General features: G+C 75.5%; 18 protein-coding genes. 15 read left to right on the top strand and 3 right to left on the bottom strand.

Annotation, left to right across the window (positions count from 1 at the left end; genetic code table 11):
• The 11 genes from BS72_RS39630 (at position 1) to BS72_RS23300 (ending at position 19,880) form a co-directional block, all read left to right on the top strand.
• Entirely contained in the window at positions 1-7,776 is a 7,776-nt protein-coding gene (locus BS72_RS39630) for a type I polyketide synthase (RefSeq protein ID WP_051951553.1), read from the top strand.
• A 146-nt stretch (positions 7,777-7,922) separates the two neighbouring features.
• Positions 7,923-9,536: an aspartate aminotransferase family protein gene (locus BS72_RS23345; protein ID WP_037913270.1), complete on the top strand. Its 1,614-nt coding sequence runs from the start codon at positions 7,923-7,925 to the stop codon at positions 9,534-9,536.
• Positions 9,537-9,684: 148 nt separating this feature from the next.
• Entirely contained in the window at positions 9,685-10,401 is a 717-nt protein-coding gene (locus BS72_RS23340; RefSeq protein ID WP_037913267.1) for a hypothetical protein, read from the top strand.
• 273 nt (positions 10,402-10,674) lie between these two features.
• The gene (locus tag BS72_RS32700) at positions 10,675-13,530 is read left to right on the top strand and encodes a nitrate- and nitrite sensing domain-containing protein (protein ID WP_078901584.1); all 2,856 of its coding nucleotides are present in this window, start codon (positions 10,675-10,677) and stop codon (positions 13,528-13,530) included.
• Positions 13,490-13,750, top strand: a complete 261-nt coding sequence (locus tag BS72_RS23330) for a hypothetical protein (protein WP_037913264.1) — start codon at positions 13,490-13,492, stop codon at positions 13,748-13,750. The genes BS72_RS32700 and BS72_RS23330 overlap by 41 nt, the downstream gene beginning before the upstream one ends.
• Entirely contained in the window at positions 13,747-14,181 is a 435-nt protein-coding gene (locus BS72_RS23325) for a roadblock/LC7 domain-containing protein (protein WP_051951550.1), read from the top strand. Before BS72_RS23330 ends, BS72_RS23325 begins: the two co-directional genes overlap by 4 nt.
• Positions 14,178-14,549: a DUF742 domain-containing protein gene (locus BS72_RS23320; protein WP_037913261.1), complete on the top strand. Its 372-nt coding sequence runs from the start codon at positions 14,178-14,180 to the stop codon at positions 14,547-14,549. Before BS72_RS23325 ends, BS72_RS23320 begins: the two co-directional genes overlap by 4 nt.
• A gap of 82 nt (positions 14,550-14,631) precedes the next feature.
• Entirely contained in the window at positions 14,632-15,231 is a 600-nt protein-coding gene (locus tag BS72_RS23315) for a GTP-binding protein (protein ID WP_198546025.1), read from the top strand.
• A 1,731-nt stretch (positions 15,232-16,962) separates the two neighbouring features.
• Positions 16,963-18,069, top strand: a complete 1,107-nt coding sequence (locus tag BS72_RS32695) for a helix-turn-helix domain-containing protein (protein WP_051951542.1) — start codon at positions 16,963-16,965, stop codon at positions 18,067-18,069.
• Positions 18,070-18,502: 433 nt separating this feature from the next.
• Entirely contained in the window at positions 18,503-18,835 is a 333-nt protein-coding gene (locus BS72_RS23305) for an RNA polymerase sigma factor sigma-70 region 4 domain-containing protein (RefSeq protein WP_037913257.1), read from the top strand.
• A gap of 250 nt (positions 18,836-19,085) precedes the next feature.
• Positions 19,086-19,880 carry an SAM-dependent methyltransferase gene (locus BS72_RS23300; RefSeq protein ID WP_037913255.1) on the top strand — a complete coding sequence of 265 codons (795 nt, stop codon included), beginning with the start codon at positions 19,086-19,088 and terminating at the stop codon, positions 19,878-19,880.
• Positions 19,881-19,939: 59 nt separating this feature from the next.
• On the opposite strand, the gene BS72_RS23295 is transcribed toward BS72_RS23300, so the two are convergent.
• The gene (locus BS72_RS23295; RefSeq protein WP_037913252.1) at positions 19,940-20,776 is read right to left on the bottom strand and encodes a hypothetical protein; all 837 of its coding nucleotides are present in this window, start codon (positions 20,774-20,776) and stop codon (positions 19,940-19,942) included.
• Between the two features lie 37 nt (positions 20,777-20,813).
• Here BS72_RS23295 and BS72_RS23290 point away from each other — a divergent pair, with 37 nt between their 5' ends.
• Both BS72_RS23290 and BS72_RS23280 read left to right on the top strand, forming a co-directional pair.
• Positions 20,814-21,431 (top strand): hypothetical protein, encoded by a 618-nt coding sequence (locus BS72_RS23290; RefSeq protein WP_037913250.1) that lies wholly within the window; start codon positions 20,814-20,816, stop codon positions 21,429-21,431.
• Between the two features lie 299 nt (positions 21,432-21,730).
• Positions 21,731-22,297 (top strand): DUF4240 domain-containing protein, encoded by a 567-nt coding sequence (locus tag BS72_RS23280; RefSeq protein ID WP_037917309.1) that lies wholly within the window; start codon positions 21,731-21,733, stop codon positions 22,295-22,297.
• 138 nt (positions 22,298-22,435) lie between these two features.
• Here BS72_RS23280 and BS72_RS23275 read toward each other — a convergent pair whose 3' ends face one another.
• Positions 22,436-23,320, bottom strand: coding sequence for a helix-turn-helix domain-containing protein (locus BS72_RS23275; protein WP_107498860.1), 885 nt, complete (start codon positions 23,318-23,320; stop codon positions 22,436-22,438).
• A gap of 566 nt (positions 23,321-23,886) precedes the next feature.
• Between BS72_RS23275 and BS72_RS32690 the strand changes: the two genes are divergently transcribed.
• Positions 23,887-24,471, top strand: coding sequence for an ATP-binding protein (locus BS72_RS32690; protein WP_051951536.1), 585 nt, complete (start codon positions 23,887-23,889; stop codon positions 24,469-24,471).
• Complete coding sequence (locus tag BS72_RS23265) at positions 24,468-24,776, top strand: hypothetical protein (protein ID WP_037913245.1); 309 nt, start codon at positions 24,468-24,470, stop codon at positions 24,774-24,776. The genes BS72_RS32690 and BS72_RS23265 overlap by 4 nt, the downstream gene beginning before the upstream one ends.
• 5 nt (positions 24,777-24,781) lie before the next feature.
• On the opposite strand, the gene BS72_RS23260 is transcribed toward BS72_RS23265, so the two are convergent.
• Positions 24,782-25,882 carry a M20 family metallopeptidase gene (locus BS72_RS23260; protein WP_051951533.1) on the bottom strand — a complete coding sequence of 367 codons (1,101 nt, stop codon included), beginning with the start codon at positions 25,880-25,882 and terminating at the stop codon, positions 24,782-24,784.
• Position 25,883 lies beyond the last annotated feature (1 nt).

Here is a 25,883-nt window from a genome sequence, read left to right as displayed (position 1 = left end):
ATGCATGTGGACACCAACCCGGTGCGGGACGCCCAGCGGGCCGCCGCACGGCCCTCGGCCGGACCGGCGCTCCTGTACGAGGGCACCTCGGTCGGCTACCCCGAACTCCTCGACCGGGCCGGGCGGCTGGCCGAGGTGCTCGCCGAGCGCGGCACCGCGCGCGGCGACCGGGTCGCCTACGTGGGGATGAACAGCCCGGCGCTGCTGACGGCGTACCTGGCGTGCGCCTGGCTGGGCGCCGTCCTCGTACCGGTCAACCACCGGCTCAGTCCCCGGGAGACGGACGAGGTGCTGCGCCACTGCGGGGCCGGCGCGCTGGTCGTGGAGCCGGGCCACCTCGCCGCCGTCCGGCCGTTCGCGGCCGCCCGGCCGGGGCTGCGCCCGCTGCTCGTCGACGACGACCCCGCCGTCCCGCTCGCCGCCGCGCGGCTCAGCGCCGCGCCGGAGCCGGCCGGGCCGCCGTACGCGCAGGAGCCGCCGTACCGGCCCGAGCCGCCGTACGCGCCGCTGAGCACGGAGTTGGCCGGGGTCGGCGCGGTGCGCGAGCCGCTGCCGCTGGGCGAGGACGACCTCGCCCTGCTGCTGTACACCTCCGGCACCACCGGCCGGGCCAAAGGCGTCCGGCTCACCCACGGCAACATCCGGGCCAACAGCGCCAACGTCGACGCGGCCCTGGACGTCCGGGACGGCGACGTCAACCTCGTGGTCACCCCGCTCTTCCACATCGGCGGGCTGAACTGCTTCACGCTGCGCGCCCTGGCGCGCGGCGGCACCACGCTGCTGCGCCGCTCCTTCGACCCCGACCGGACCCTGCGCGACCTGGTGGAGTTCCAGGTCAACACGGTCTTCGCCGTCCCGTCGATGTACGCGGCGGTCAGCCGCTCGGCGGGGTTCGCGGAGGCGGACCTCTCCGCCCTGCGCAGCCCCGTCGTGGCCGGCGCGCCGGTGCCGCCGCGGCTGGTGCTGGACTACGCGGAGCGCGGGGTGCCGCTCCAGCAGGCGTGGGGGCTGACCGAGACCGCGTGCTTCGCCAGCCACCTGCCGGCCGCCCTGACGGTGGCGAAGGCCGGCTCGGCGGGCGTGGCGATGCCGCTGACGGAGCTGCGGGTCAGCGATCCGGCGACCGGCGAGCCGGTGGCCGGTCCGGACGCGGCCGGGGAGGTGTGGGTGCGCGGCGCGAACGTCAGCCCCGGCTACTGGGACGACCCCGAGGCCACCGGCGCGGCCTGGCCCGGGGACGGCTGGTTCCGCACCGGCGACATCGGGCGGCTGGACGCCGACGGCTGCCTGTTCCTCGTCGACCGGCTCAAGGACGTCGTCATCACCAACGGCGAGAACGTCTACCCCGCCGAGGTCGAACGGGTGCTGGCCGGCTGCCCCGGCGTGGCGGACGTCGCGGTCGTCGGCACGCCGCACGACACGTGGGGCGAGGCGGTGGCCGCCGTGGCCGTACCGGCCGCCGGGGCGGCGGGGGCCGGCGTCACGCTGGAGGCGCTGCGCGCGTTCGCCGCGCCCCTGCTGGCCGGCTACAAACTCCCCGTCCGGCTCGGCCTGGTGGACGAGATCCCGCGGAACGCGGCGGGCAAGACCGACCGGAACGCGGTACGGGCGCTGCTGCCCGCCGCCCCCGAGGACGCCGCCCGGCCCGCCGCCGCGCCGTCGGACCTGGACACCCTGGTGGAGGCGGCGACGGTGGCCGCGCTGGGGTTCCGGCCGGCCCGGGTGTTCGGCGGCGCCGCCTTCGCCGCCCTGGGCATGGACTCCATCAGCGCCGTCGCCCTGCGCGACCGGCTGGCCCGGGACACCGGCCTCGCGCTGCCCGCGACGCTGGCGTTCGACCACCCGACGCCCGCCGCCGTCGCCCGCTACCTGCGCGGACGCCTGAACGGGGAGACGGCCGACGGCCCGTACGAGGCCGGGTCCGCCGACGGGACCGCGCGGAACGGGCCGCGGGCGGGGGAGGACGACCCGGTGGTGATCACCGGCATGGGCGTACGGCTGCCCGGCGGCGTCGCCTCCCCCGCGGACTTCTGGGCGCTGCTCATGGCGGGCCGGGACGCGATCACGCCCTTCCCCGACGACCGGGGATGGGACCTCGGCCGCCTCTACCACCCCGACCCCGGCACCCCGGGCACCTCGTACACCCGGCACGGCGGCTTCCTGCCCGGCGCCGGGCTCTTCGACGCCGACTTCTTCGGGATCTCGCCGCGCGAGGCGCTGGCCATGGACCCCCAGCAGCGCCTGCTGCTGGAGGTCACCTGGGAGGCGCTGGAGGGCGCCGGCATCGACCCGGCCGGGCTCCACGGCCAGGACGTGGGCATCTTCACCGGCCTGTTCGGCAACGGCTACGCCGGCCTGCTGCCGCCCGGCGGCGACTCCGACGGCTACCGGGTCACCGGCAGCGCCGGCAGCGTGGCGGCCGGCCGGGTGGCGTACGTGCTGGGCACCGGGGGGCCGGCGGTCGCGGTGGACACCGCGTGCTCGTCCTCGCTGGTGGCGCTCCACCTGGCGGTCCGTTCGCTGCGGTCCGGCGAGTGCGCGACGGCCCTGGTCGGCGGAGCGACGGTGATGGCCACGCCGGACGGCTTCGTCGAGTTCTCCCGGCAGCGCGGGCTGGCCGCCGACGGCCGGTGCAAGCCGTTCGCCGAGGCCGCCGACGGCACCGCGTGGGCCGAGGGCGTCGGGGTGCTGGTGCTGGAGCGGCTGTCCGCCGCGCGCCGGGCCGGCCGGGAGGTGCTGGCGGTGGTCCGCGGCTCGGCGGTCAACCAGGACGGCGCCTCCAACGGGCTGACCGCGCCCAACGGGCCCGCCCAGCGGCGGGTGATCCGCCAGGCGCTGGCCGACGCGGGGCTGGCCGCGCGGGACGTGGACGCGGTGGAGGCGCACGGCACCGGCACCGCGCTGGGCGACCCGATCGAGGCGCAGGCGCTGCTGGAGACGTACGGCCGGGGCACCCGGCACGCCCCGCTGCTGCTGGGCTCGGCGAAGTCCAACGTCGGCCACACGCAGGCCGCCGCGGGCGTCGTCGGCGTGATCAGGACGGTCCTGGCCATGCGCCACGGCCGGCTGCCGCGCACCCTCCACCTGGACCGGCCCTCCTCACGGGTGGACTGGTCCTCGGGCGCGGTCGAGCTGCTCACCCGGGAACGGGACTGGCCCGACCACGGCCGCCCCCGCCGGGGTGCCGTCTCCTCGTTCGGCCTCAGCGGCACCAACGCCCACGTGATCCTCGAACAGGCGCCGTCGGACGAGCCGGTGCCGACGGGACCGGACGGCGCGGACGGCGCACCCGGCGGCAGGGAAGCGGTCCCGGCCCCCGTCACGGCCCCTGCCCCTGCCCCGTTGGTGGTCTCCGCCAGGTCGGCCACCGCGCTGGCCGCCCGCGCGGCGTCCCTTGCCGGGCTGCTGGACCAGGGCGCGTCCGTGGCGGACGTGGCCGCGGCGCTGGCGGGGAGCGGCCGGTTCGAGCACCGGGCCGTGGTCGTGGCGGGCGAAGCCGCGCCGGCGGGTGAGGCGCTGCGCGCCCTCGCGGCGGGCCGTGCGCACGACGGCCTGGTCACCGCGGACCCGGCCGCGGCCGGGAGCGCCGGCCCGGCCCGCGCGGAGCAGGACGGCGGGGCGCGGGCCGGCGGCGGCACCGTCTTCGTCTTCCCCGGCCAGGGCAGCCACTGGCCCGGCATGGGTCGCGAACTCCTGCGGACGGAGCCGGTGTTCGCCGCGCGGATGGCCGCGTGCGAGCGGGCGCTGGCCCCGCACGTGGACTGGTCGCTGTCGGAGGTCCTGGACGGAGCCGAGGGGGCGCCGCCGTGGCAGCGGGTGGACGTGGGCCAGCCGGTGTCGTTCGCGGTGATGGTGTCGCTGGCGGCCATGTGGCAGGCGTGCGGGGTGCGCCCCGACGCCGTCCTCGGCCACTCCCAGGGGGAGATCGCCGCGGCCTGCGTGGCCGGGGCGCTGTCGCTGCCGGACGCCGCGCGCGTGGTGGCGCTGCGCAGCCAGGTCATCGCGCGGCGGCTGGCCGGGGGCGGCGGCATGCTGTCCGTACCGCTGCCCGAGCAGGAGGTGCGCGCCTGCGTCCGCGCGTGCGGCGACCGCGCCGAGGTGGCCGCCGTCAACGGTCCGCGGCGCACCCTGGTCGGCGGCGACCCGGAGGCGCTCACCGCCCTCCACGAGCGGCTGAGCGCGCGCGGCGCGGACGTCCGGGTGATCCCGGTGGACTACGCCTCCCACACCGCGCGGGTGGAGGCGGTCGAGGAGGAGCTGCTGGAGCTGCTCGCCGGGGTCGAGGCCGCGGCGCCGACGGTGCCGTGGTTCTCGACGGTGGACGGCGCCTGGGTCACCGGTCCGGTGGACGCCCGCTACTGGTACCGCAACCTGCGCCGCCCGGTCGGCTTCCACCCGGCCGTACTGGCCCTGGCCGAGCGGCCGTTCGGGGCCTTCGTCGAGGTGGCCGCGCACCCCGTGCTCGGGACGAGCCTGCGCGAGTGCCTGGACCAGGCCCGGGTGCCGGCCGTGGTGTGCGGCACGCTGCGCCGGGAGGAGGGCGGGCGGGAGCGGTTCGCGCGCTCGCTGGCGGAGCTGTTCACCGCCGGGCACGCGGTGGACTGGCGTCCGCTGCTGCCGCCCGCCGCCCGGCGGGTCGAGCTGCCGCCCTACCCCTTCCAGCGCCGCCGTTTCTGGCCGGGTGCGGCGATGCCCGCACAGGCCCAAGCGCCCGCCCCGGTCCCGGACGCCGACGCGCTCCCCGGCACCAACGCGGCCCCCGGCGCCGACGTACTCCCCCGTGCCGAGGCTTCCGGCACGGCGGTGGCCGGGCACCCGCTGCTGCGCACGGTCGCCGAGGCGCCCGGCACCGGCGGGCCGGTGCTCACGCTCACCGGGCGGGTCTCGACCGCCGCCCAGCCGTGGCTGGCCGACCACGCGGTCCACGGGACGGTCCTGCTGCCCGCGACGGCCCTGGTGGAACTGGCCCTCCAGGCCGGTGAGCGGGCGGGCTGCCCGGTGGTGGAGGAGCTGGTCCTGGAGGCACCGCTGGTGCTGCCCCCGCGAGCGGAGGTCGCCGTGCGGGTCACCGTGGACGCGCCGGACGGGGCCGGGCACCGCCCGCTCACCGTCCACGCCCGTGCCGACGACCCGGGCGCCGCGTGGGTCCGGCACGCCGCCGGCCGGGTGCGGCCCGGCTCCGCGGCGGACGCCCGGCCGCCCGCGGCCGGGATCTGGCCGCCCGTGGGCACCGTCCCGGCCTCCCCTGGCGCCCTCTACGGCGCGCTGGCCGAACGCGGCTACGGGTACGGCCCGTTGTTCCGCGGCCTGACCTCGGGCTGGGTCCGTGGCGACGAGTGCTACGGCGAGGCCGTGCTCACCGAGGCGGCGGGCGGGTCGGGCGGGTCGGGCGGCCCAGGCGGATACGCCCTGCACCCCGCCCTGTTCGACGCGGCCCTGCACACCGCGCTGCTCGGCTCCCGCCCCGCGCCGGACGCCCCGGTGAACGTCCCGGTGAACACCCCGACGGACGACCCCGCAGACGCCCCGGCGGACCGCCCGGTGAACGGCCCGGCGGCGGCCGACGGACCGTTGGTGCCCTTCGTCTGGCGGCAGGTGGTCCTCCACACGAGCGGCACCCGTGCGGTACGGGTGCGGGTGGTCCCGTCGGCCGGCGGGCTGGCCGTCGAACTGGCCGCCCAGGACGGTACGCCGGTGCTGTCCGTCGGCTCGCTGACCGTACGGCCGCTGCCGGCGAAGGACGTTCTCTCCCCGGCGGCGGGCGGTGTTCCGCCGGTCCCGGCCGACGGCACTCCCCCGGTGCCGGCCGCGCACGCTCCCGTGCCGAGGGCCGCGCCGCAGCGGGGGCTGTACCGGGTCGACTGGACGGAGCTGCCCGTCACGGCCGGCGCCGGCGCGGCCCCGGCCGGGGTCCGGAACGCGGCGGAGGTCGCGGCCGCCCCGGCCGACCGGCGCCGACTGCTGCTCTGGCGCGAGGAGGAGCCCAGCTCGGGCGGCGATCCGCACCGCGTCCGCGCCGCGCTGGCCTGGGCCCTGGAGGCCGTGCGGGCCGCCCTCGCCCGGCCGGCCGGGGAAGGGGAAGGCGGCCTGCTCGTCGTGGCCACCCGGCGGGGCGTCGCGACGCGCGACGGCGAGCCGCTCGACCCGGCGGCCGCCGCCGTCTGGGGGCTGGTCAGGTCGGCGCAGACCGAGCACCCCGGCCGCTTCCTCCTCGCCGACCTCGACCTGCCGCCGGCGACGGGCCCGGACGAGGCCGCGGCGGCGGTCGCCCCCGGACTGGCCGCGGCCGCCGCCGCGGGCGAGCCGCAGTTCGCGGTGCGCGGCGGGGCGGTGCGGGTGCCGCGGCTCGTCGCGGTGGCCGCGCCGCCGCCGGAGGGCGCCGCGCCGCCGCGGCCCCTGGACCCGGCCGGCACGGTGCTGATCACCGGCGGGACCGGGCTGCTGGGCCGCTTGGTGGCCCGGCACCTGGTCGCCGAACACGGCGTCCGCAGCCTGGTGCTGGCCTCGCGGCGCGGTCCCGACGCCCCGGAGGCGGCCGAGGAGTGCGCCCGGCTGCGTGCCCAGGGCGTCCAGGTCGCCCTCGTGGCCTGCGATGTCGCCGACCGCGAGGGCGTACGGGCGCTCCTCGCCGCCGTGCCGCCGCAGGCACCCCTGACGGCCGTGGTGCACGCCGCGGCGGTGCTGGACGACGGGGTGGTCGGCGCGCTGGACGCCCGGCGCGTGGACACGGTGCTGCGGCCCAAGGCCGACGCGGCCCTGTGGCTGGACGAGCTGACGCAGAATCAAAATCTCTCCGCCTTCGTGCTGTTCTCCTCGGCCGCAGGCGTGCTGGGCACCGGAGGCCAGGGCAACTACGCCGCCGCCAACGCCGTGTTGGACGCCCTCGCGGTCCGGCGCCGGGCGGCCGGGCAGCCCGCCGTCTCGCTGGCCTGGGGCCTGTGGGAGGGCGCCGGGGCGCTCACCGGTCATCTGACCGGCGCGGACCTCGCCCGCACCGCGCGGATGGGCGTCCGCCCGCTGGGGGCGGAGGAGGGGCTGCGCCTGCTGGACGCGGCCCTGGCGTCGCCCGACCCGGTGCTGGTGCCCATCGGCCTGGACCACACGGTGCTGCGCGCCCGGGCCGGCTCGGACCTGCTGCCCGCCATGCTCAGGGGCTGCGCCCTCGGGGACGGCTCGCTCGGGGACGGCCCCCTCGGGGACGGCTCGCTCGGTGACGGCGCCGTACCGCCCTTGCCCGCCGCGCCCGCGACCCCCGCCCCGCGCGCGGCGATCCCGCAGCAGGACGGGCCCGCCGAGCGGTGGCGGACCGCGGACCTGGAGGCTCTGACCGACCTGGTGCGCGACCAGACGGGTGCCGTCCTCGGCCTGCCCCCGGGTGAGCGGATCGGCGCGGCGGACCCGTTCCAGCACGCCGGTATCGACTCGCTGACCGCGCTCGAACTCCGGGAGCGGCTGTCCCGGCTCACCGGCTCCGATCTTCCGGTGACGCTCGTGTTCGACCATCCCACGCCCGCAGCGGTCGCCGACCACCTGCGCACGCTGCTGCGGCCGGCCGAACCACCCTCCGGTCCAGGGGCGTTGGAGGTGGCGCTGGCGGCCGCGACGCCGGACGAGGCGACCTGCCGGCTGCTCGCGGACCGGCTCCGCGAACTGCTCGCCGAACGCGACCGGTCCGCCGTCCCGGCCGGGCCGGACGCTCCCGCGCGGGACATCGGGTCCGCCACCGACGACGAGCTCTTCGCCTTCATCGACGCGGAGTTCCGAGCGGAGTCCTGAGCGGAGTTCCGAGCGGGAGTTCCGAGCGGGAGTTCCGAGCGGGAGTTCCGACCCGCGCCAACGGGCGGGCACTCCCCAACACCCCTTCCCTGCATGCCAGTTATCCGCACCCCACCCATCCAGCCTTTCGCTGCCACAGACAGGAGATGACCGCCGTGGAACCGGCCGACGCGCAGGACTCGCTCTCCGAACCCTTCCTGGTCCGCCACCTGGTCGCCCTCGGGCTGGCCGTCGAGTACGTCCGCGCCGAGGGCAACATCCTCTACCGCCGCGGCGCGGACGGCGCGGAGCTGCCCGTGCTGGACCTGGTCGGCGGTTTCGGAGCCACCGTCCTGGGCCACAACCACCCGGAACTCACGCGGTACGCCGCCGAGTTGCTGGACGCCCGCACCCCCGTCCTGGCGCAGTTCTCGCTGCACCCGTGGGCCGACGACGTCGCCCGCAAGCTGAACGCCGTCCTGCACCGGGAGTTCGGGACGGACGAGCCGTACTCGGTGATCTTCGCCAACAGCGGCGCGGAGGCCGTCGAGGCGGCCGTCAAGCACGCCGAACTCGACCGCGTGATGCGAGTGGAGGCGCTGCGGCGGGAGGTCGAGGACGGCGTCCGGGAGGCCCGCACGGCGGTCCGGGGCGGAGCCGCGCTGGACCCGGCGGCGCGGGCCGCGCTGACCGCCGGATCGGCGGGCGTCGCCGGGGGCGACGGCCTCCAGGACGCCGAGGCGCTGGAACGGCTGGTCCGGGAGGTCGCGGAGGCCGACGCTCCGCACTGGGACGCCCCGCCGGTCTTCCTCGCCGCCGAGGGCGCCTTCCACGGCAAGCTCGTCGGCAGTGTCCAGCTGACGCACAACGCGGCCTTCCGCGCCCCCTTCCGGGCGCTGGCCGCACCCTGCCGCTTCGCCCCTCTCGACCGCCCCGGGCGGCTGGCCGAACTCGCCCGGGAGGAGCGCCGGACGGTCTCGGCGTTGACGGTCGCCGACGGCGTCGTCGGCGTCACCGCCCGGGAGCTGCCGCGGGTGGGCGCCGTCGTGCTGGAGCCCGTCCAGGGCGAGGGCGGCATCCGGGAGGTCGGGCCGGAGTTCGCCGCGCAGGCGGCGCGTACCGCGGAGGAGGCCGGCTGCCCGGTCGTCGTGGACGAGATCCAGAGCGGAATGGGCCGCACGGGGGCCTTCTTCGCCAGCTCCCTCGTCGGCTTGCGGGGCGACTACTTCGTGCTCGCCAAGGGGTTGGGCGGCGGGCTGGCCAAGGCCGCGGCGCTGCTGGTGCGCCAGTCGCGCTACCGCCCGGAGTTCGAGATGGCGCACAGCTCGACGTTCGCGAAGGACGGCTTCTCCACCCGTCTCGCGGGCCGGGTGCTCGACCTTCTGGAGGCCGACGGCGGGGCGCTGTACCGGCTCGCGCGCGACACCGGCGAGCGCCTCACGGCCCGGCTGGAGGGGGTCCGCAACGACTTCAAGGACGTCGTCAAGGACGTCCGGGGCCGGGGCCTGATGCTCGGCGTGGAGTTCCACGACCCGGCGGCGGCCGGTCCGCCCGCCCTCCAGGAGCACGTACGGGCGGGCACGTTCGGCTACGTGCTCTCCGGCTACCTGCTGCGCGAGCACGCGGTGCGCGTCTTCCCGACCGCCAGCGCCACCTCGACACTGCGGATCGAGCCGTCCGTCCACCTCTCCGAGGCGGAGATGGACCAGGCGGAGTCCGCGCTGCGGGGCCTGTGCCGGGTGCTGCGCGACGGCGACGGGGACCGCCTGCTGGCCGGGTGAGCGCCGGCCGGCGGCCGGCGGCCGGCGCGGGGCCGGGCGGCACCGCGCCGACGGGCACCCGGACGGACATGCGGACGGCCGGACGCCGCCGTGAGCTGCGCCGGAACGCCGAGGTAGCCTGCTCCGGCCATGCGACCCGGAGGGTGCCATGGCGGTTTCCCCGCGAGGCGGCGGCGCGGCTCCGGACGCCGCCCGCAGGGCCCGTGCCGCCCGCGCGGTCCGGCGCGCCCTGGCTGTCCCGTTCTGGGCGCTGCCGGCGCTCAGCGTCGTCGCCTGGCCGCTGGAGAACGTCGCGCCGCACCCCGCGGTGTGGACCGCGTCCGGGATGCCCGGGCCGCCGCTGCCGGCCGCGGTCGCGGTGGCGCGCGCCGTCGCCACGAGCCGCTTCCTCGGCCCATGGGACGGGGACGCCGCGGCGCGGGTGGGCGCCGGCTGCGTCCTCCCGTTCGTCCTCCTCCTCGCGGCGTTGCTGCTCACCGGCGCCGCGAACGTCCTCGCGCCGGCGCTGACGCGCACGACGGCGGTGGAGGCCACGGTCGCCGAGTGCCACGACGGGCCGGGGCGCGGCGGCACCCACCAGTGCACCGGCAGTTGGACCGTCGCGGGCACCGCCGTCTCCGGTCGGCTCCTGCCGGTCGCCGGGAGGCCCGGCGGCACGGTGCGGGTCCTGGTCCACCGCGACGACCCCTACTCCGCTTCCGCGCCGTTGGCTCCGGGCAGGACAGTGGGGGGTGCGGGGCTCGGCGTCGCGGGTGCCGTCGCGCTGGGCGCGGCCGTCCACGGGCTGGCGCGCGACGCCCGCCGGGTGCGGGGCGGGATCGTCGGCGTGGTCGCGGCCGACCGGCGCACGCCGGAACCACGCTAACCGCGCACCGAGGGCAATACCCGGTGGGCAATCGGCTGTTATCACAGCGTTCGCCATCCCGTCATTGCCTGGCTTTCTTGGCACTTATAAGATGATCACGGCTCGAACCCCGAACGTGGCACTCCCCCCAGCCTTCTCGCACGCCTCCCAACAGGTGCTGCGGCCTCGCACAGTGCACATCGTCGCGAAGCCCGCTCCTCGGAGCTGCCGCGGATCGCGATGGGCGTCGGCCAACGAGGTCGCCTCTATTCGCGCTGAGCTGACAAGGCTTCGATGAAACGACGCAAATGGTCCATACGCGGCAAACTGACCGCGTTGCTCCTGCTCCCCCTGATCTCCCTGGCCGCACTATGGGCCTACGCCGCCCAGCTGTCCCTCGGCAACGCCTTGACGCTGTGGCACGAGAACACCATCGGCAACCACTTGGCGCACCCACTCGGCGTGGCGCTCATCGACTTCCGGGTGGAGCAGCGGGACGCCCTGGTCGCCACGGTGGCTCCGGACCAGGTGGCGGACGCCCTGAACCGCGACCAGGCGGCCACCGACGCCGCCGTCGCCGCCTTCGTCCACGAGGCCGGCCAGGGCGGCGTGCGGTCGGCGGAGAACGGGACGGTGCGCTCCCACGTGGACGCCGCCGTGAAGGCGCTCGGGAAGCTCTCGTCCATTCGGCAGGGAGTGGACCAGCACCAGCTCGACACCGACCAGGCCCTCAGCGCGTACAGCGCGATCGACACCAACCTCTCCGAGGCGCTGCGGGCCATGACGGTCCTGCCGAACCAGAAGGCGCAGAACTTCGGTGAGGCGCTGTACACGCTGGTGCCCGCCGGCGGCATCCAGAACCAGGAAGACGCCCTGATCTCGGCCGCCGCGGCGGGACCCACGCACCACCTGTCGCCCGCCGCGTACACCGCCCTCGTCCAGGACATCGGCGCGCAGCGGCTGCTCAACCAGCAGGCGCTGGCCGGCCTTCCGGAGGAGCAGCGCCTGCCCTTCCTCAAGATGGCGACCCCGGACGGCGTCATGGGCAAGGTCTCGGCCATGGAGAACGAGATCATCGCGGCCGGGCCGAACGCCGAGAAGCTGCCGTTCCCCATCTCCCAGTGGCGGGCGGACTTCGACGCCCAGAACACGGCGGCCGCCCAGCTCGCGCTCAAGGACATCTCCGTCATCTTCACCTGGACCGGCCCGCCGGCCCGGCGCGCCGTCACCGAGCTGGTCCTCGCCGGAGCCCTCGGCCTGCTCGCGCTGATCATCTCCGTCGTGATGTCGCTGCGCATCGGCCGCTCGCTGGTCGGCGACGTCGGCCGTCTCCAGCAGTCGGCGCGCAACCTCACCGACATCAGCCTGCGTGACGTGGTGGCCCGGCTGCGGCGCGGTGAGACCGTGGACGTGCGCACCGAGCGGAGCAGACCCGTCTTCGTCAACCGCGAGCTGGCCGAGCTCGGCGCGTCCTTCGACGCCCTCCAGCTCACCGCCGTGGAGCTGGCCGAGGAGGACATGCGGCTGCACCGCGGCATCAACGAGGTGTTCGTCAACCTCGCCCGCCGCAGCCAGACCCTGGTGCACCGGCAGCTCGCCATGCTCGACGAGATGGAGCGCCACGAGGAGGACCCGCGCTCGCTGGAGGCGCTCTTCCGCCTCGACCAGCTCGCCACCCGCATGCGGCGGTACGCCGAGGGCCTCATCATCGTCTCCGGTGCGCCCCCCGGGCGGCTGTGGCGGCACGCGGTGCCCGCGGTGGACGTGGTGCGCGGCGCGATCGCCGAGACCGAGGAGTACGCCCGGGTGGTCGTGCTGCCGGTGCCGGCCGTCGGCATCGCCGGCCGCGCCGCCGCCGACGTCATCCACCTGCTGGCCGAACTCATCGAGAACGCCGAGGTCTTCTCGCCCTCCGACAGCGAGGTCCGGGTCACCCTGGGCACCGCGAGCGGCGGCCTCGTCGTCGAGATCGACGACCGGGGCCCCGGCATGCCCGCCAAGGAGCTGGCCGAGGCGAACGCGCGCATCGTCGCGCCGCTGGACGTCAGCACACTGGACAGCACCCGGCTCGGCCTGGTCACCGTCGGCCGGCTGGCCGACCGCCACGGCATCGGCGTGACCCTGCGCCAGTCCCCGTACGGCGGCGTGAACGCCGTCATCCTGCTGCCGCAGTCGCTGCTGGAGTGGGGCCCCAAGGACACCGCCGTCCCGGCGGGACCGAAGCGCGAGGCCCTCACGGCGCGCCCCACCACCTGGAACCGGCTCGCCGTCGAGGGGCAGCGGCTCCTCGGCGACCCCGAGGAACCCCGGCACGACCAGCCGACCGGCCGCAGGCCCGTGCCCCAGCCGCAGCCCCTGCCGCAGGCCCAGGCACAGCCGCAGGCCCAGGCCCAGGCCCAGGCCCAGCAGCAGGCCCAGCAGCAGGCCCAGCAGCCTCACCGCCCGCAGCAGCGACCGCAGCTCCACCCCCAGCAGCTGCCGCAGCTCCAGCAGCCGCAGCCGTTCCCGCAGCCGCAGCAGCTCCCGCAGCCGCGACAGTTCCAGCACCCGCCGCAGCCGCAGCAGCTGCCGCAGCCGGCGCCCACCCACAGGCCCTACGGCGGGATGGCGCCGTGGCAGCAGCCCCCGCCCGCCGGGTGGCAGCCGCAGCCGGGTGCGTCGGGTGTACCCGGCGCGCCGGGGATGCCGGGAGCGCCCGGGGTGTCGGGCGTACCCGGCGTACCGGGGATGCCGGGAGTGCCGGGGGTGCCGGGCATACCCGCCGAGCCGGATCTGATCGACGGGCTGCCGCGCCGGGTCCCCCAGGCCAACCTGGCCCCGGAACTGATGGACGAGACACAGGACGCGGCGCCCCCCCGGCTGATGGACTGGGGCCACGCCTCCCCCGGCCCCGGCATCAGGGGACCGGTCAACGCCGCGCCGCCGGCGGCCCCGCCCGCCGGCCGGCCGCAGCAGCCCAGGCCGCCGCGGCCCGCCGGGCCGCCGCCCGGCCCGGCGCTCCCGCGGGCCTGCCCGCGGGCGGCCCGGGCGCCCCGTACGCGCCGGTGCCGCCCGGGCGGGCGGCCCGCCGCGCGGGCCGGCCGGCCGGCCCGCGCAGGTGCGCTCGCTGATGTCCGCGCTCCAGGCGGGAGCCGCCCGGGCCCGCACTGACGAGGTCCGCGCGGGCGACGCCCCGCCCCAGAACTGGCAGGTCGGCCCGGACCCGGCCGGCGGTCAGCACGGCGGTCAGCACGCAGGCCAGCCCGGCGGGCAGCACGCAGGCCAGCACGGCGACCAGCACGGCTCGCAGCCAGGCGGACCGCCGGGCAGCACGCCCCGCTTCCCCTTCAACACCACCTATCCGGACCAAGGAAGGCACGGCAGCCGATGACCACTCCCCACCTTCCCGAACCGGCCGCCAACCTGGACTGGCTGCTGAGCGACATGGTCCGCAACGTCCCGGAGATCGGCCACGCGGTACTGCTGTCGACCGACGGCCTGCTGCTCGGTACCTCCGCCGGAATGAGCCGCGACCAGGCCGAGCGGCTGTCCGCGGTCGCGTCCGGCTTCAACAGCCTGGCCAAGGGCGCCGGCCGCCACTTCGGCGGCGGCGCCGTCCGCCAGACCATGGTCGAGATGGAGGCCGGCTATCTGTTCGTCTGCGCCGCGGGGGAGAACGCCTGCCTCGCCGCGCTGACTCCGCAGGGCTCCGACATCGGCGTCGTCGCCTACGAGATGGCCATGCTCGTCAAGCGGCTCGGCCACAGCATGTCCGTGGACGCGCGCGCCGACGGAGCTCCGGGTACCTGGGCAACGATGTGACGTCAGACGAGTGGGTGGACGAGGCCGCGGGTCCCGTCGTACGCCCGTACGCCGTGGTCCGCGGCCGGACCAGCAGCGGAGAGCACACCCTCGACCTGGTGGCGTTCGTCATCACCGTGACCGACGCCGGAGTGCCCTGGATGAACCTCCAGCCGGAGCACTCGGCCATCCTCGAACTGTGCCGCACCCCGCGGACGGTGACCGAGGTGGCCGCGCTGATGCACATCCCCCTCGGGGTCGTCAGGGTACTGCTCGGCGACCTGCTGGACGTGCGGGTCATACGGATCCGCGAACCGGAGGCGGCCGCCTCGGGACGGCCGAACGTGCGGGTCATCGAGGAAGTACTCGCCGGATTGATGGCGCTGTGAGCGCGCGCGGGGCATCGGCCCCGGGCGCATGGCATGCCGCGCGGAGCGGCGCGGCGAGTTACCTGGGAAAGGCACGGGCATGATGTCAGGCGGGCTGGGGGCCGGGGGTACGGCCGCGGACGGGGATCTGCCGGAGGCGGTCAAGATCCTGGTGGCCGGTGGCTTCGGAGCCGGGAAGAGCACGCTGGTCGCCGCGGTCAGCGAGATCACCCCGTTCCACACCGAGGAGACGCTCACCCGCTCCAGCGAGGGCGTCGACGATCTCTCCGGGGTGGAGCGGAAGACGACCACCACCGTCGCCATGGACTTCGGCCGGATCACCATCCACAAGAAGCTGGCGCTCTTCCTCTTCGGTACGCCGGGACAGGACCGCTACTGGTTCATGTGGGACGAACTCGCCGCCGGGGCACTGTGCGCCGTGGTGCTGGCGGACACCCGCCGGCTCGCCTCGTCCTTCCCGGCCGTCGACTACTTCGAACGGCGGGCGCTGCCGTTCGTGGTCGCCGTCAACTGCTTCGAGGGGGCGCGCCGCTACCCGACCGAAACGGTGAGCACCGCGCTCAGCCTCAACCCGAAGGTCCCGGTGCTGCTCTGCGACGCCCGCAGCCGCGAGTCGGTCCAGCAGGTCCTGGTCAAGGCCGTCGAGCACGTCCTGGCCATCGAGCACGGCCGCGAGGGCTGACGCTCCGGGCTCCCACACCCGAGGTCCGGCCCACCGGCCCACCGGCCCACCGTCCCTGCTGCCGGCGCCGGCTCAGCCCCGGCAGCAGGACAGTGGTGCTCCCGCCCCCGACGATCTCCGCCATGGGCCGCGCGTCGGCGGGAGCACCAAAGGTCCGGGGCGCGCTCTCGTCGCGGCGGTGACGGCTCCTGCCTGTGCGGCCCACCGCTGGCGAGGGTTCCCATCCGTCGGCCGGCCGGCTCCCGTCGGCAGACGGCCACCGCGGCGTCGGCCCGTCGGCCCGTCGGCGTGGGGACGGGACGGACGGGACTCGGTGTCGGCGCCGCGTCGGCGCCGACGTGAGCGTCGGCGTCGGCGTCGGGCCCCACGACGGTTGACAGCGGACGGTGCTGCCGAACCCGCCGAGGTGACGAGCCTGCCCGCGCACCCCGGCCCGCCGCGCCGGTGCCGCTCCTGCGCGTCCGCCCATCCGCCCACGAGCCCGGCGGCGTCGCCGGCGGAGCGTGGTCGAGGCCGCGTTCTGGGCGAACGCCCCGCGAAGCACGGTCGCGGACACGGTCGCGGACACGGGCACGGGTGGACGGGTGCGCCCCGTAGCCGTTCTGACGCCTGGTCATACGACTGACACCGCCCCCGTTCCGGTCTTCGCTCCGCAGTCCGGTTGACGGAGTGTCGCAGCGTCAGATCGAAGGGCCGGGCCGATCAACCGGGTTCGACCGGGGTGACCGGGGTGACCGGGGCGACCGGGGCGACCGGGGCGACCGGGGCGACCGGGGCGACCGGGGCGACCGGGGCGACCGGGGCGACCGAGCTGATCGGATTGATCGGGCCTGTCGGAACGCGACCGATGCCCTGGGCGTCCGGACCTGCGGCACGCCGCCGCAGGTCGGCGGCGATGCGCCGGGTCGAACGGGGATGAGGAACCCATCCACCCGACCAGATCCGTCCGAACTTTTCCTTGGCTGATCGAAGTCGATCGTTTTACGCCACCTCTTCGACCGGATCGCCAATAAGCGCGCCTTCCGCAATTGCAGGTGCAAATGAATGATTCGCGGAGCGTCGTTCTCACCCCTTGGATTACGGCCACGATCCGCGATTCTTCATATTTCGAACCGTCGAGATGGAAGGAGGCGGCTCCGACGCGCTACCGTCCAACGACAAGAAGGCCCCGGGCGGCTACCAACCGGGCCCGGGGCTTCCTGCACGGAAGTCGAACCCGGGACACGCCGGGATCGACAGGAAAGCCGAGTACCGACGAGCACCACACGAACGACCGAGACGACAAGAAACCACGAAAGCCAGGAAAACCAGGAAGGGTCTCCGCGTCCCACTGTGTTCCACCGGGCCGGACCGTGCCCGCCCGACCGGTTCCCGACCGTAGCACTCGGCGCGGCGCCGCAGCCCTGCCGGCGGCGGCCTGTGACTTGTCAGGCACGCCGCACGCCGACACCCGCCGTCCGCCGGTCCTTCCGTCCGCCGTCCGTCCGCCATCCGTCCGGCGGCGACCGCCGAGCCGGTCTCCGCCCGGAGCGACCCGGCACGGCCCGCGGCAACCCGGCGTGGGGCCGAGGTGCGGCCGGGGGCCGAGGTGCGACGCGGCCGGGAGGTCCCGGCAGCCCGCCGGCGGCGCGGCCGAAGGGTACGGCGGGCTTCGGCCGCGCGCCGTACCAGACGACCCGTGTGGTGCAGGGGACGGGGGACGAAATCGCGCCGATCGAGGAACTCACGCACATGAACACCGCCAAGGACCACTGCCCGCAGTGCGGGCGCGAGGTCGTGCAGCCCAAGCGCGGCCGCAACCGCCTCTACTGCGGCGACATCTGCCAGCTGGCCGCCCGGCGGCAGCGCCGCCGCGCCGCGAGGACGGCCGGCCCTCCCACCGGGAGCGACCGCCGGCCGATCGCCCCCGTCCTCGCCGAGGAGATCCACCAGACCGCCTCCCGGCTGCTTGACGCGCAACACGGCGGCCGGGACCTGGAGTCGGCGATGGAACTGGCCGACCGGCTGGTCCGCGCGGTGGAGGACTTCCAGCTCGCGGCGGTCCACGACGCCAGGGCGGCCGGGGCGCCGTGGCGGGAGGTCGCCGCGGCGGCCAAGGTGAGCACGGCCGCGGCCCAGAGCCGCTGGAAGCCGGACCGGGTGAAGCGCCGGCTGGAGCTGCGGGCCGGGCGGCCCGCGACGGCGGAGCCGGTCGCCGCGGCGCACGGCCGCGGCACCCTCGACACCGCGGCGGCCCGCGGCGCGGCGCCCGCACAGGACGAGCAGGTCTCCCGCGCGGCGGCCAAGCTGGCCGCGGCCCTGTCCTTCCTGCACCGCCGCAGCGGCCTGACGGTCCAGGCGGCCGCCGAGAAGGCGGACGTGTCGCCGTCCTACCTGTCGCGCATCTTCACCGGGGAGCGGCTGCCCTCGTGGCAGGTGGTCGAGACGCTGGCGGAGGTCTTCGCGGCCGACCCGCGGGACGTGCGCGTGCTGTGGGAGGCGGCCAACTGCATGACGCCGACGGCCCGTTCCACGGTGGAGGCGGCCGCGGAACGGCTGCGCGGCGCGCTGCGCGGCCTGCACCTGGCGGCCGGGGGGCCGTCGTACGAGGAGTTGGCGCGGGCCGGGGGTACGGGACTGCCGCTGGAGTCCGTCAACGATCTGCTGGCGGGCGACGGCGTCCCGTGGTGGCCCGCGACCAGCCGGCTCGTCGCCGTGCTGGGCGGCGTGCCGGGCGACATCAAGCCGCTGTGGCAGGCCGTCCACTACAGCTTCCTCGCCTCGTGCGGGGCGTTCCCGACGCTGGGCGAGGGCGACCCCGACGCCGCGCGGAGCGTACTCGACCCGCCCGTCCCGTAGGCCGCGCCCGGCCTGCCCCGAACCGCCGACCCCGCGCCCCGGCCCGCGCCCCGGACCGGTCCAGCCCGAACCCCGCCCGCCCGAACCCCTGACCATCTGAACCAGCCCCGCCCTCCGACCGTACGAGGGTGCGTCCGGCCGACCCGCGTCCTGCCCGGCCGGGCAGGACCCGCCGCCGCGGCGCCCCGTCCCTCCGCCAGAACCTGTGTGAGGACCATGACCCCCTCCGCACCACCCCCGCGCGGGGCGTGCGCGCCGTACGCCGGGCCGCCCCGGCGGCCGCCGCGCCCCGCCGGCCCCGCCGGCCCCGCCTGACCCGCCGGCGCCCATAGCGCTGCCCCTGGAGTACCGCGCGTTCTGCCAGCTGCACAACGCCCGCTACCGCGCCTACGCGCGGGTCCGTATCCGGCAGGAGGCCCTCGCCGACCGCGCGGTGGCCGAGGCGCTCGGCGACCTGGCCGTCAACTGGAAGCAGGCGCTGTCCGGTTCGCCCGCCGCGCTGGCCTGGGACCTGCTCGGCGACCGGGTACGCGCCGCGCTGCGCGCCCCGGCGGCCGCCGGCGAGTCCGAGGCGCTGCAGCGGATGCTGCCGCCGCTCCAGGCCGACCTGGTGATACTGCGCCACAAGCTCACGCTGGGCACCGCGGAGTCGGCGGGCCTGCTGGGACTGGACGTCTCCACGGTGGTCAGCAACCTCGCGGCGGCCCGGCGCACGCTGAGCGGTGCCGCCGCGGGCCCGGGCGCCGCCCGCCGTCCGCCCTGCTGAGGCAAAGGGCCCTGGGCCCGCGGTGACCGGAAACGATCCCCGGGGTGTGCGGGCGCGCGCCGTGCCCCGTCATCATGCGTCCCACGTCGGCGGCAGGGGGCCGGGCCGGATGCGGGTCAGGGGCAAGGGGCCGGCTGGAGGTCGGCGAGGGGCCGGTGGGACACCGGCTGTGTGTATACGGAAGCGCCGGCGACGGGCCGGACTCGGGTCGGGGCCGTACGGGGCCACATGAGTGACAGGACCGCGGAACATGCTGGACAGGATCGACGTGACCGTGCCGAGCGTGGCGCGCATGTACGACTACCTGCTGGACGGCAAGGACAACTACCCGGCTGACCGTGAGGCGACCGAGCAGCTTCTCCAGCAGGTGCCGAGCATGAAGGTACTGGCCCTCAACAACCGCGACTTCCTGCGGCGGGTGGTACGGGTCCTCGCCGAGGACTTCGGCATCAGGCAGTTCGTGGACCACGGCTCCGGCCTGCCCGCCATGGACAACGTCCACGAGATCGCCCAGCGCGTCCACCCCGACGCCCGCGTCGTCTACGTCGACAACGACCCGATCGTCCTGGCACACGGCCGGGCGCTGCTCCAGCACAAGGGCGACACCGCGGTGCTGCGCGCCGACTTCCGGGACCCGGACGCGATCTGGGAGAGCGCCGAGCTGAAGCGGCTGATCCGTCCGGACGAGCCGGTGGCGGCCCTCTTCGTGTCCGTCCTGCACTGCATCCCCGACAGCGACGACCCGGCCGGCGTGGTGGCCCGGGTCCGCGACCGGCTGCCCTCCGGGAGCTACCTGGTGGTCTGCCAGCTCGTCAGCGACGACGAGCTGACCCGGCGCGCCGTCACCGACTTCATGGCCGAGGCGACCGGCGGCACCTGGGGCCGGGTGCGCACGGAGGAGGACGTCCAGGGCTTCCTCGCCGGGCTGGAGCTGGTCCCCCCGGGCCTGGTCGAGGTCTCCACCTGGCGGGCGGACAACGAGCTGGCGCCGAAACAGCCGAGCATGGAGTGGATCGAGTACGGCGGGGTGGCCCGCATCCCCTGAGGCCCCCGAAGGCCCTCGAAGAGTCCCGGCAAGGTCCACGGCTGGCTCTGCGCCGGGGGCTACGGCGCGCTGCCGGGCAGGGAGACGGACGGGGAGACGGACGGCGTGGCATGGGAGGAGGCGGACGACCGGGGTGCCAGGACCGCCTGCTCGGCCCAACTGCCCGCGACGGCGATGGCGAAGGCGGTCGCGGCGGCCACCAGGACCGTACCGGCCGGGACGGTGAACGAGGAGACCCGCCGGAAGTCCCGCAGCTGGCCCCAGGACACGCCCGCCGTCCGAGCCAACCGGGCCTCCCACACCAGGCCCATGCCCACGCACACCACGAACGACTGCCCGGCCACCCCCGCGCAGCCCAGCGCCAGCCCCCGCCAGGACGGATCGGCGCTGTACTGCGGGTCGACGGCGAGCATCGCCGTCGGCAGCACCTCGACCGGAACGACCGCGAGCAGCAGCGCCGCCGCCTTCGCCACCGGGGTCGCGCCCCGCAGCACCGGGTAGAAGCAGCCGAACACGAACCCGAAGACGGCCCAGTGCGCGAACCGCACGGCCAGCGCCACCTCGTGCAGGCCGAAGGGCATCACCTGGTCCGCGCCCAGCGTCCGGTGCCCGACCAGGCCGTAGACGGCCCAGGGCAGCGCCAGTCCCTGCGCCAGAGCCGCTCCGATCGCCCCGGACCGGCCGGGTGCCGTCCCCGCGGCGCTGCCGAGTGCCGCCCGCCGCGCCCGGGCCAGCCGGTCCGCCGGGTCGGTGCCGGCCCCCGGCACCTCCAGGGACCGCCAGCGCACCTCGAACTGCTGCCCGGTCAGCTCGCCGGACGCCAGCGCCGAGCGCGCCGAGCGCTGGAAGTCGCCGCGCGACTCCCATATCGGCCGGGTCCTGATCCACCGGCCCACCAGGCGGGCATGCCCCGGCCCGCGATACCCGACCCAGGTGGAGACCGTCTCGGAAGTCAACGCAGTCCCACGGACGCTGGTCGACACGGAGACGTACCGCAAGCTGATCGACGAGCGGGTCTACCCACACATTGAGGGCCTGGAGCTGAAATGGGTCGAGTGCGGGAACGACAAGGGCGTGTTGAGCATTGACATCCCGGCTCAGCTCGCCAGCGCGCGCCCGTTCGTGATTCCGCCGCCTATCAGGAAGGACTCGCCGCTGGTCCCAGCTCTCGCTGTCCCCGTGCGACGGGGAGACCAGACTGTTCTCTGGAGCCGCCAGGAGGCTCACCGCCGTTTGTCCGCAGGGTGGATGGCCATCGGAGCCCCAACTGCTGACGACAGCGGCGTGCATCGGGCGACCGAGGAGTCCATCGCACTCCACGGGAACACCGCGGACCGGTCCAAGACGCAACGGATTCTCGCTGCGATGCCCTTTGGCGCGTCCTGGCTCCGCATGCTCCAAGGCCGGCCAACGATGCGCAGGGTCAAGGCGGACATCACGCGAGCGATCGACGCGGCCTGGGACGCCCTCATCACCGACAACGACATCAATTCCGCGATCCTGAGCTGGCGGACGCGCACGCTACGTTCATGGACAGCCTCCGCCGACTGATCAACGAACTCGACGCATGCACGACCCGGACAACGGCTCCAGCCCCCCGGCCTACGTCGAGGTCCCCCCGGAGTGGAAGCGCTCTGACCCCGAGCGGCACCAGCAGACGTTGGCCGACCTGTCTGGGGCTCGTGACGCCTTCCTTGAGGCACGCATCGAACTCATGAACTTGCTGAATCGCAGGGGCCTCTTGAGCTGAGCGAGACCCAGCCCAGTCCCGCTTCCGCAATGGACAGGGGACATTTCCCAGCAGTGGGCCCACGGGCGTCCGTCGGACCTGGATGGCAGAGTGGCCGGTCATGGAAACGGAAGACTTCTGGCAGCTCATACAGGCCGCTCGCTCGCGTACCACGGCGGAAGGCTCCTTCGACCGGACACTGGTCGAAACACTGACGGCACGTTCGAAGCGCGAGATCCTCAAGTACCAGGAGCGCTTCGACGCACTCCATGGCGCCCTGTATCGCTGGGACGTCTGGGCAGCGGCATACCTGATCGGCGGCGGCTGCTCGGACGACAGCTTCACCGACTTCCGCGCCGGCGTCATTGCCGAAGGCCAGGCCTGGTATGAGCGCGTAGCCGCCAATCCCGACAGCCTGGCTGAGCACCCACTCATCGCCGCAGCAGCGGAGGCGGGCAAGGACCACGTCCTCTTCGACGAAGAAGTGAACTACGCCGCCGCAGATGCCTTCGGACGACTGACCGGTGACAGGCACGACTTCTACGAGGCATGGGACCAGTACCGCAAGGCCCGACCTTACGAGCAGGCCGAGCAGGACATGGGCGAGGACTTCGACTTCGACGACGAGCAGATGCACCGCCGACTGCCCCGCCTCGCTGCGCTCTACCTCCCGGGCACTTCCGTATGAGGATGGGAAACGAACACCCTGACGACCGGCCAACTATCCGCTGAGCAGCGGGTTCCGCCAGTGCCCCTCAGTTCGGCAGGCTCGGAGAAACCCAGGCCTGCTCCGGTACCGTTCTAGAGGCACGATCCGTGAGTTCGGCTACGAGTCCCCTCCAGAAAACGTGAACCCACGGCCTTTCGCGATGGCGCTGAGCTGGTCCAGGAGGGCGCGGTAGTCCTCGACGGCGGCGTCGTCCTCCAGCCAGACGCCGTCGTTGGAGCGTTCCAGGTACAGCATGTCGGGCAGGAACCGGTCGGCGAAGCGGAGTTGGGTCGCGGCGCCGCCCGGGGTCACCACCGCCGTCGCCTCGTACCCGGCGACCTGCACGATCACCGACCCGTCCGCCATCACCCGCAGCACGTGCTCCAGTTGGCGCCGCATCACCTCGCGTCCGCCGACCGGCCGCCACAGCACCGCCTCGTCCAGCAGCATCCACAGCTCCGGGCCGCCCTCCCGCAGCAACCGGTCCTGCCGCTCCCGCCGGACCCGCACCCGCGCCTCGACGGTGGCGTCGTCGCGCAGTATCGGGCTGGTGGCGGCCACCGCCCGCGCGTACTCCTCGGTCTGGAGCAGCCCGGGCACGAAGTGCGGTTCGAAGGTGCGGATCACCTGGGCGTCGCCTTCGAGCCCGAGCAGCGGCAGCACCCAGTGCCGCAGCGCTGCCGCGTAGGGGTGGAACCACTCGGAGCGCGTCGACTGCTCGACCAGCGCGAGGACATGGACGCTCTCCTCGTCCGGGACGCCGAACATCTCCAGGAGCAGCGCCACGTCGCGGACCCCCAGCGGGGACTTGGCGGTCTCCATCCGGGAGACCTTCGTGACGCTGGCGCGGAGGGCGGCGGCCACCTCCTTGGCGGAGAAACCGCACACCTCCCGCGTCTCCCGCAGGTACCGCCCCAGCACCCGGGCCAATGCCGTGGGACCCAGGTGGGGATGGTCTCGCAGGGTCTCCACCGGTGAAACGGGCCGACGCTGTGCGGGCATGACGTCTCCTGAGAGATGGCGAACCGGGTCAGTATTGCACCCTGGATTTCCCCGCCGCCCGCTCTCCGGGGCGAATTCCAGCCGTTTCCCCGGCTGTTTCCCGGACCGTTTCCCCGGCCGTTTCCCCGGCCGGGCCGGTATGGCCGGTCGGGCGGACCGCCACAGGCGCCGGTCATGGCCGCGGTGACGGACTCCACCCGGGCCGGACCGATCGACAACCAGTACGGATCGTCCGTCCGGAAAAAGGGAATTCCCTTTTCCCACCCGGCCATTGCCGAGATCGGCCGTCCCCGCACGGTTTCCGCCGGTGTCGCTTCGCGCGCTCTTGCACCAGGAGGCACCCGAGATCCCGCTGACTCGCGTACGGTTCTCCCACATCGCACACCGCCCGCCTCCTCGGCGCGGCGCGGCCCCCCGGCCGCGCCACCGGCACCCGGCGGCACCCGTGACGACGCGGACCGGCGTCGGTGACGCACCGCGTCCGTACAATTGCGGGTTGTCGGCGGAGCGAACATACTGGGCCTGGGCCGCCGCCCCGCCCACCGCCGACTGCTTCCCTCGGAGGGGTGACACCACTGACCGCCCGGACGACAACCGCCGCCGACCCGGCCCGCGCCGCCGCCCGTCCGCGCCCGGCTCGGCGCCCCACGGCGGGCGTACGCGGCGAGGACTGGAGCATCGCGCACGCCCTGGGCGACGAGGACTTCGCGCTGCTGCACTTCGACGTCTCCCCCGAAAGCCCGGACCGTGCACGGCTGTTCGCGCGCCGAACGCTGGCCGCCTGGTCCCTGGAGCGGGCCGCCGAGGCGGTGGCGGCCGTGGCCGGGGAACTCGTCGGCCACGCGGTCCGGCACGCGGGCCGGGAGGGCGACTCCGCCCCGGCGCCGGGTGCTTGGGTCGCTCTGGCCCACCGCGCCGGGTCGGTGGTCTGCGCCGTACACCACCCCGGCCCGTCAACTCCCCTGGCGTCCGCGGGATTCGCCGAGGTGGCGCGGCTCAGCTCGGCGTGGGGGGTCTCCCCGCCCGGCCCGGGCGGCCGGACGGTGTGGGCCGCACTCCCCGTCGTCCCGGCGGTCTCCGCGCCCGCGGCCGCACCCGGCACCGCGCCGCGCCGCGCCGGCCGTCCCACCGCCCGGCGCCGTACCGCATGACCGAGCCGCAGCGGGTCGGCGCGGGCGTGCCGGCCGGCGCCCTCGTGCCCGGGTGCATCGAGTGCCGCCGCATGCACCGCCGCTTCACCGACCCGCGGACCCCCAACCCCGGTGCCGTCCTGTACGGCTGGGCCACCCACCACCTGGACGACCACGCCACCGTCCCCGAGCCGCGCCCCGGCTGCCCGGAGTGCGACCGCTTCCAGTCCCCCCCGAGGGGTGTCCGGGACACGCTGTGGCGGCGCTGGGCCCGGACCCACTACATGAAGTGCGCCCTGGCCCCCTTCTGGCAGCCTTCGCCCTGAGCCGCTCAGCCGTTGCGGATCGCGCGGACCAGGCCGGTGACGAGGTCGGCCCGCTCGGCCATCGCGTCGACCAGCAGGTACTCGTGGTCGGCGTGTGCGCCGCCGCCGACCGCGCCGAGGCCGTCGAGGGTGGGTACCCCCAGCGCGGCGGTGAAGTTGCCGTCGCTGCCGCCGCCGACCGCCCGGCCCTCGACGCCGGGGAGCAGCGTCCGTGCCAGCGCGAAGAGTCCGGTGGCGGCGGACTCGGGCATCGGCGGGCGGTCGACCGCCCCCCTGACCTCGACCAGGGCCCCTTCGAGGTACGGGGTGAGCCCCGCGAACGCGGCCTCGACGCGCTCCTTCTCCTCCGCCGTCTCGACGCGGACGTCCACGGCGACGGTGGCCTGCGCGGGGACCACGTTCGACGCCGTGCCCGCGGCCGCGACGGAGGGCACGACGGTGGTGCCGGCCTCGGGGCGGCCGAACGCGGCGATGGCGAGCACCTGGTGGGCGGCCTCCACGAGGGCGTTCACCCCGGTCTCCGGTTCGAGGCCGGCGTGCGCGGCCCGGCCGGTGATGGTGACGGTGAAGGTGCCGCAGCCCTTGCGGGCGGTCTTCAGGCCCCCTCCGTCGGCGGCGCCCTCCAGCACGAGCACGGCGCCGCAGGCGAGCGCGCGCTCCTCCAGCAGGGCCCGGGAGGACCGGGAGCCGACCTCCTCGTCGGCGGTCACCAGCAGTTCGACGCCCGACAGGTCGTCCAGCGCGGCCAGGCCGTGGACGCCCTGCACCAGGCCGCCCAGCATGTCGAAGACGCCGGGGCCGGTCGCCCGGCCGTCCCGTACCGCGAACGGCCGCCGGGCGAGGGTGCCGAGCGGGAAGACGGTGTCGTGGTGGCCGAGGAGCAGCACCTTCGGGTCGCCGCCGCCGGACCAGTGGACGTGCGATCCGCCCTCGTTGGCGATGACGGTGGCCCGCCCGCCGAGCCGGCTCTCGACGAGCGCGGCGACGGCCCGGGCCGAGGTGGCCAGGGCCTCGGGGTCGCGCGACGGGGACTCGGTCTCGACGAGCGTCCGGAGGTCGTCCAGCATCGCGTCCGTACGCACGGGAAGGGCATCACGCAAGGTCATG

This window comes from Actinacidiphila yeochonensis CN732, assembly GCF_000745345.1.
Lineage (GTDB): Bacteria > Actinomycetota > Actinomycetes > Streptomycetales > Streptomycetaceae > Actinacidiphila > Actinacidiphila yeochonensis.
This window is presented reverse-complemented; position numbering and strand designations above follow the sequence as displayed.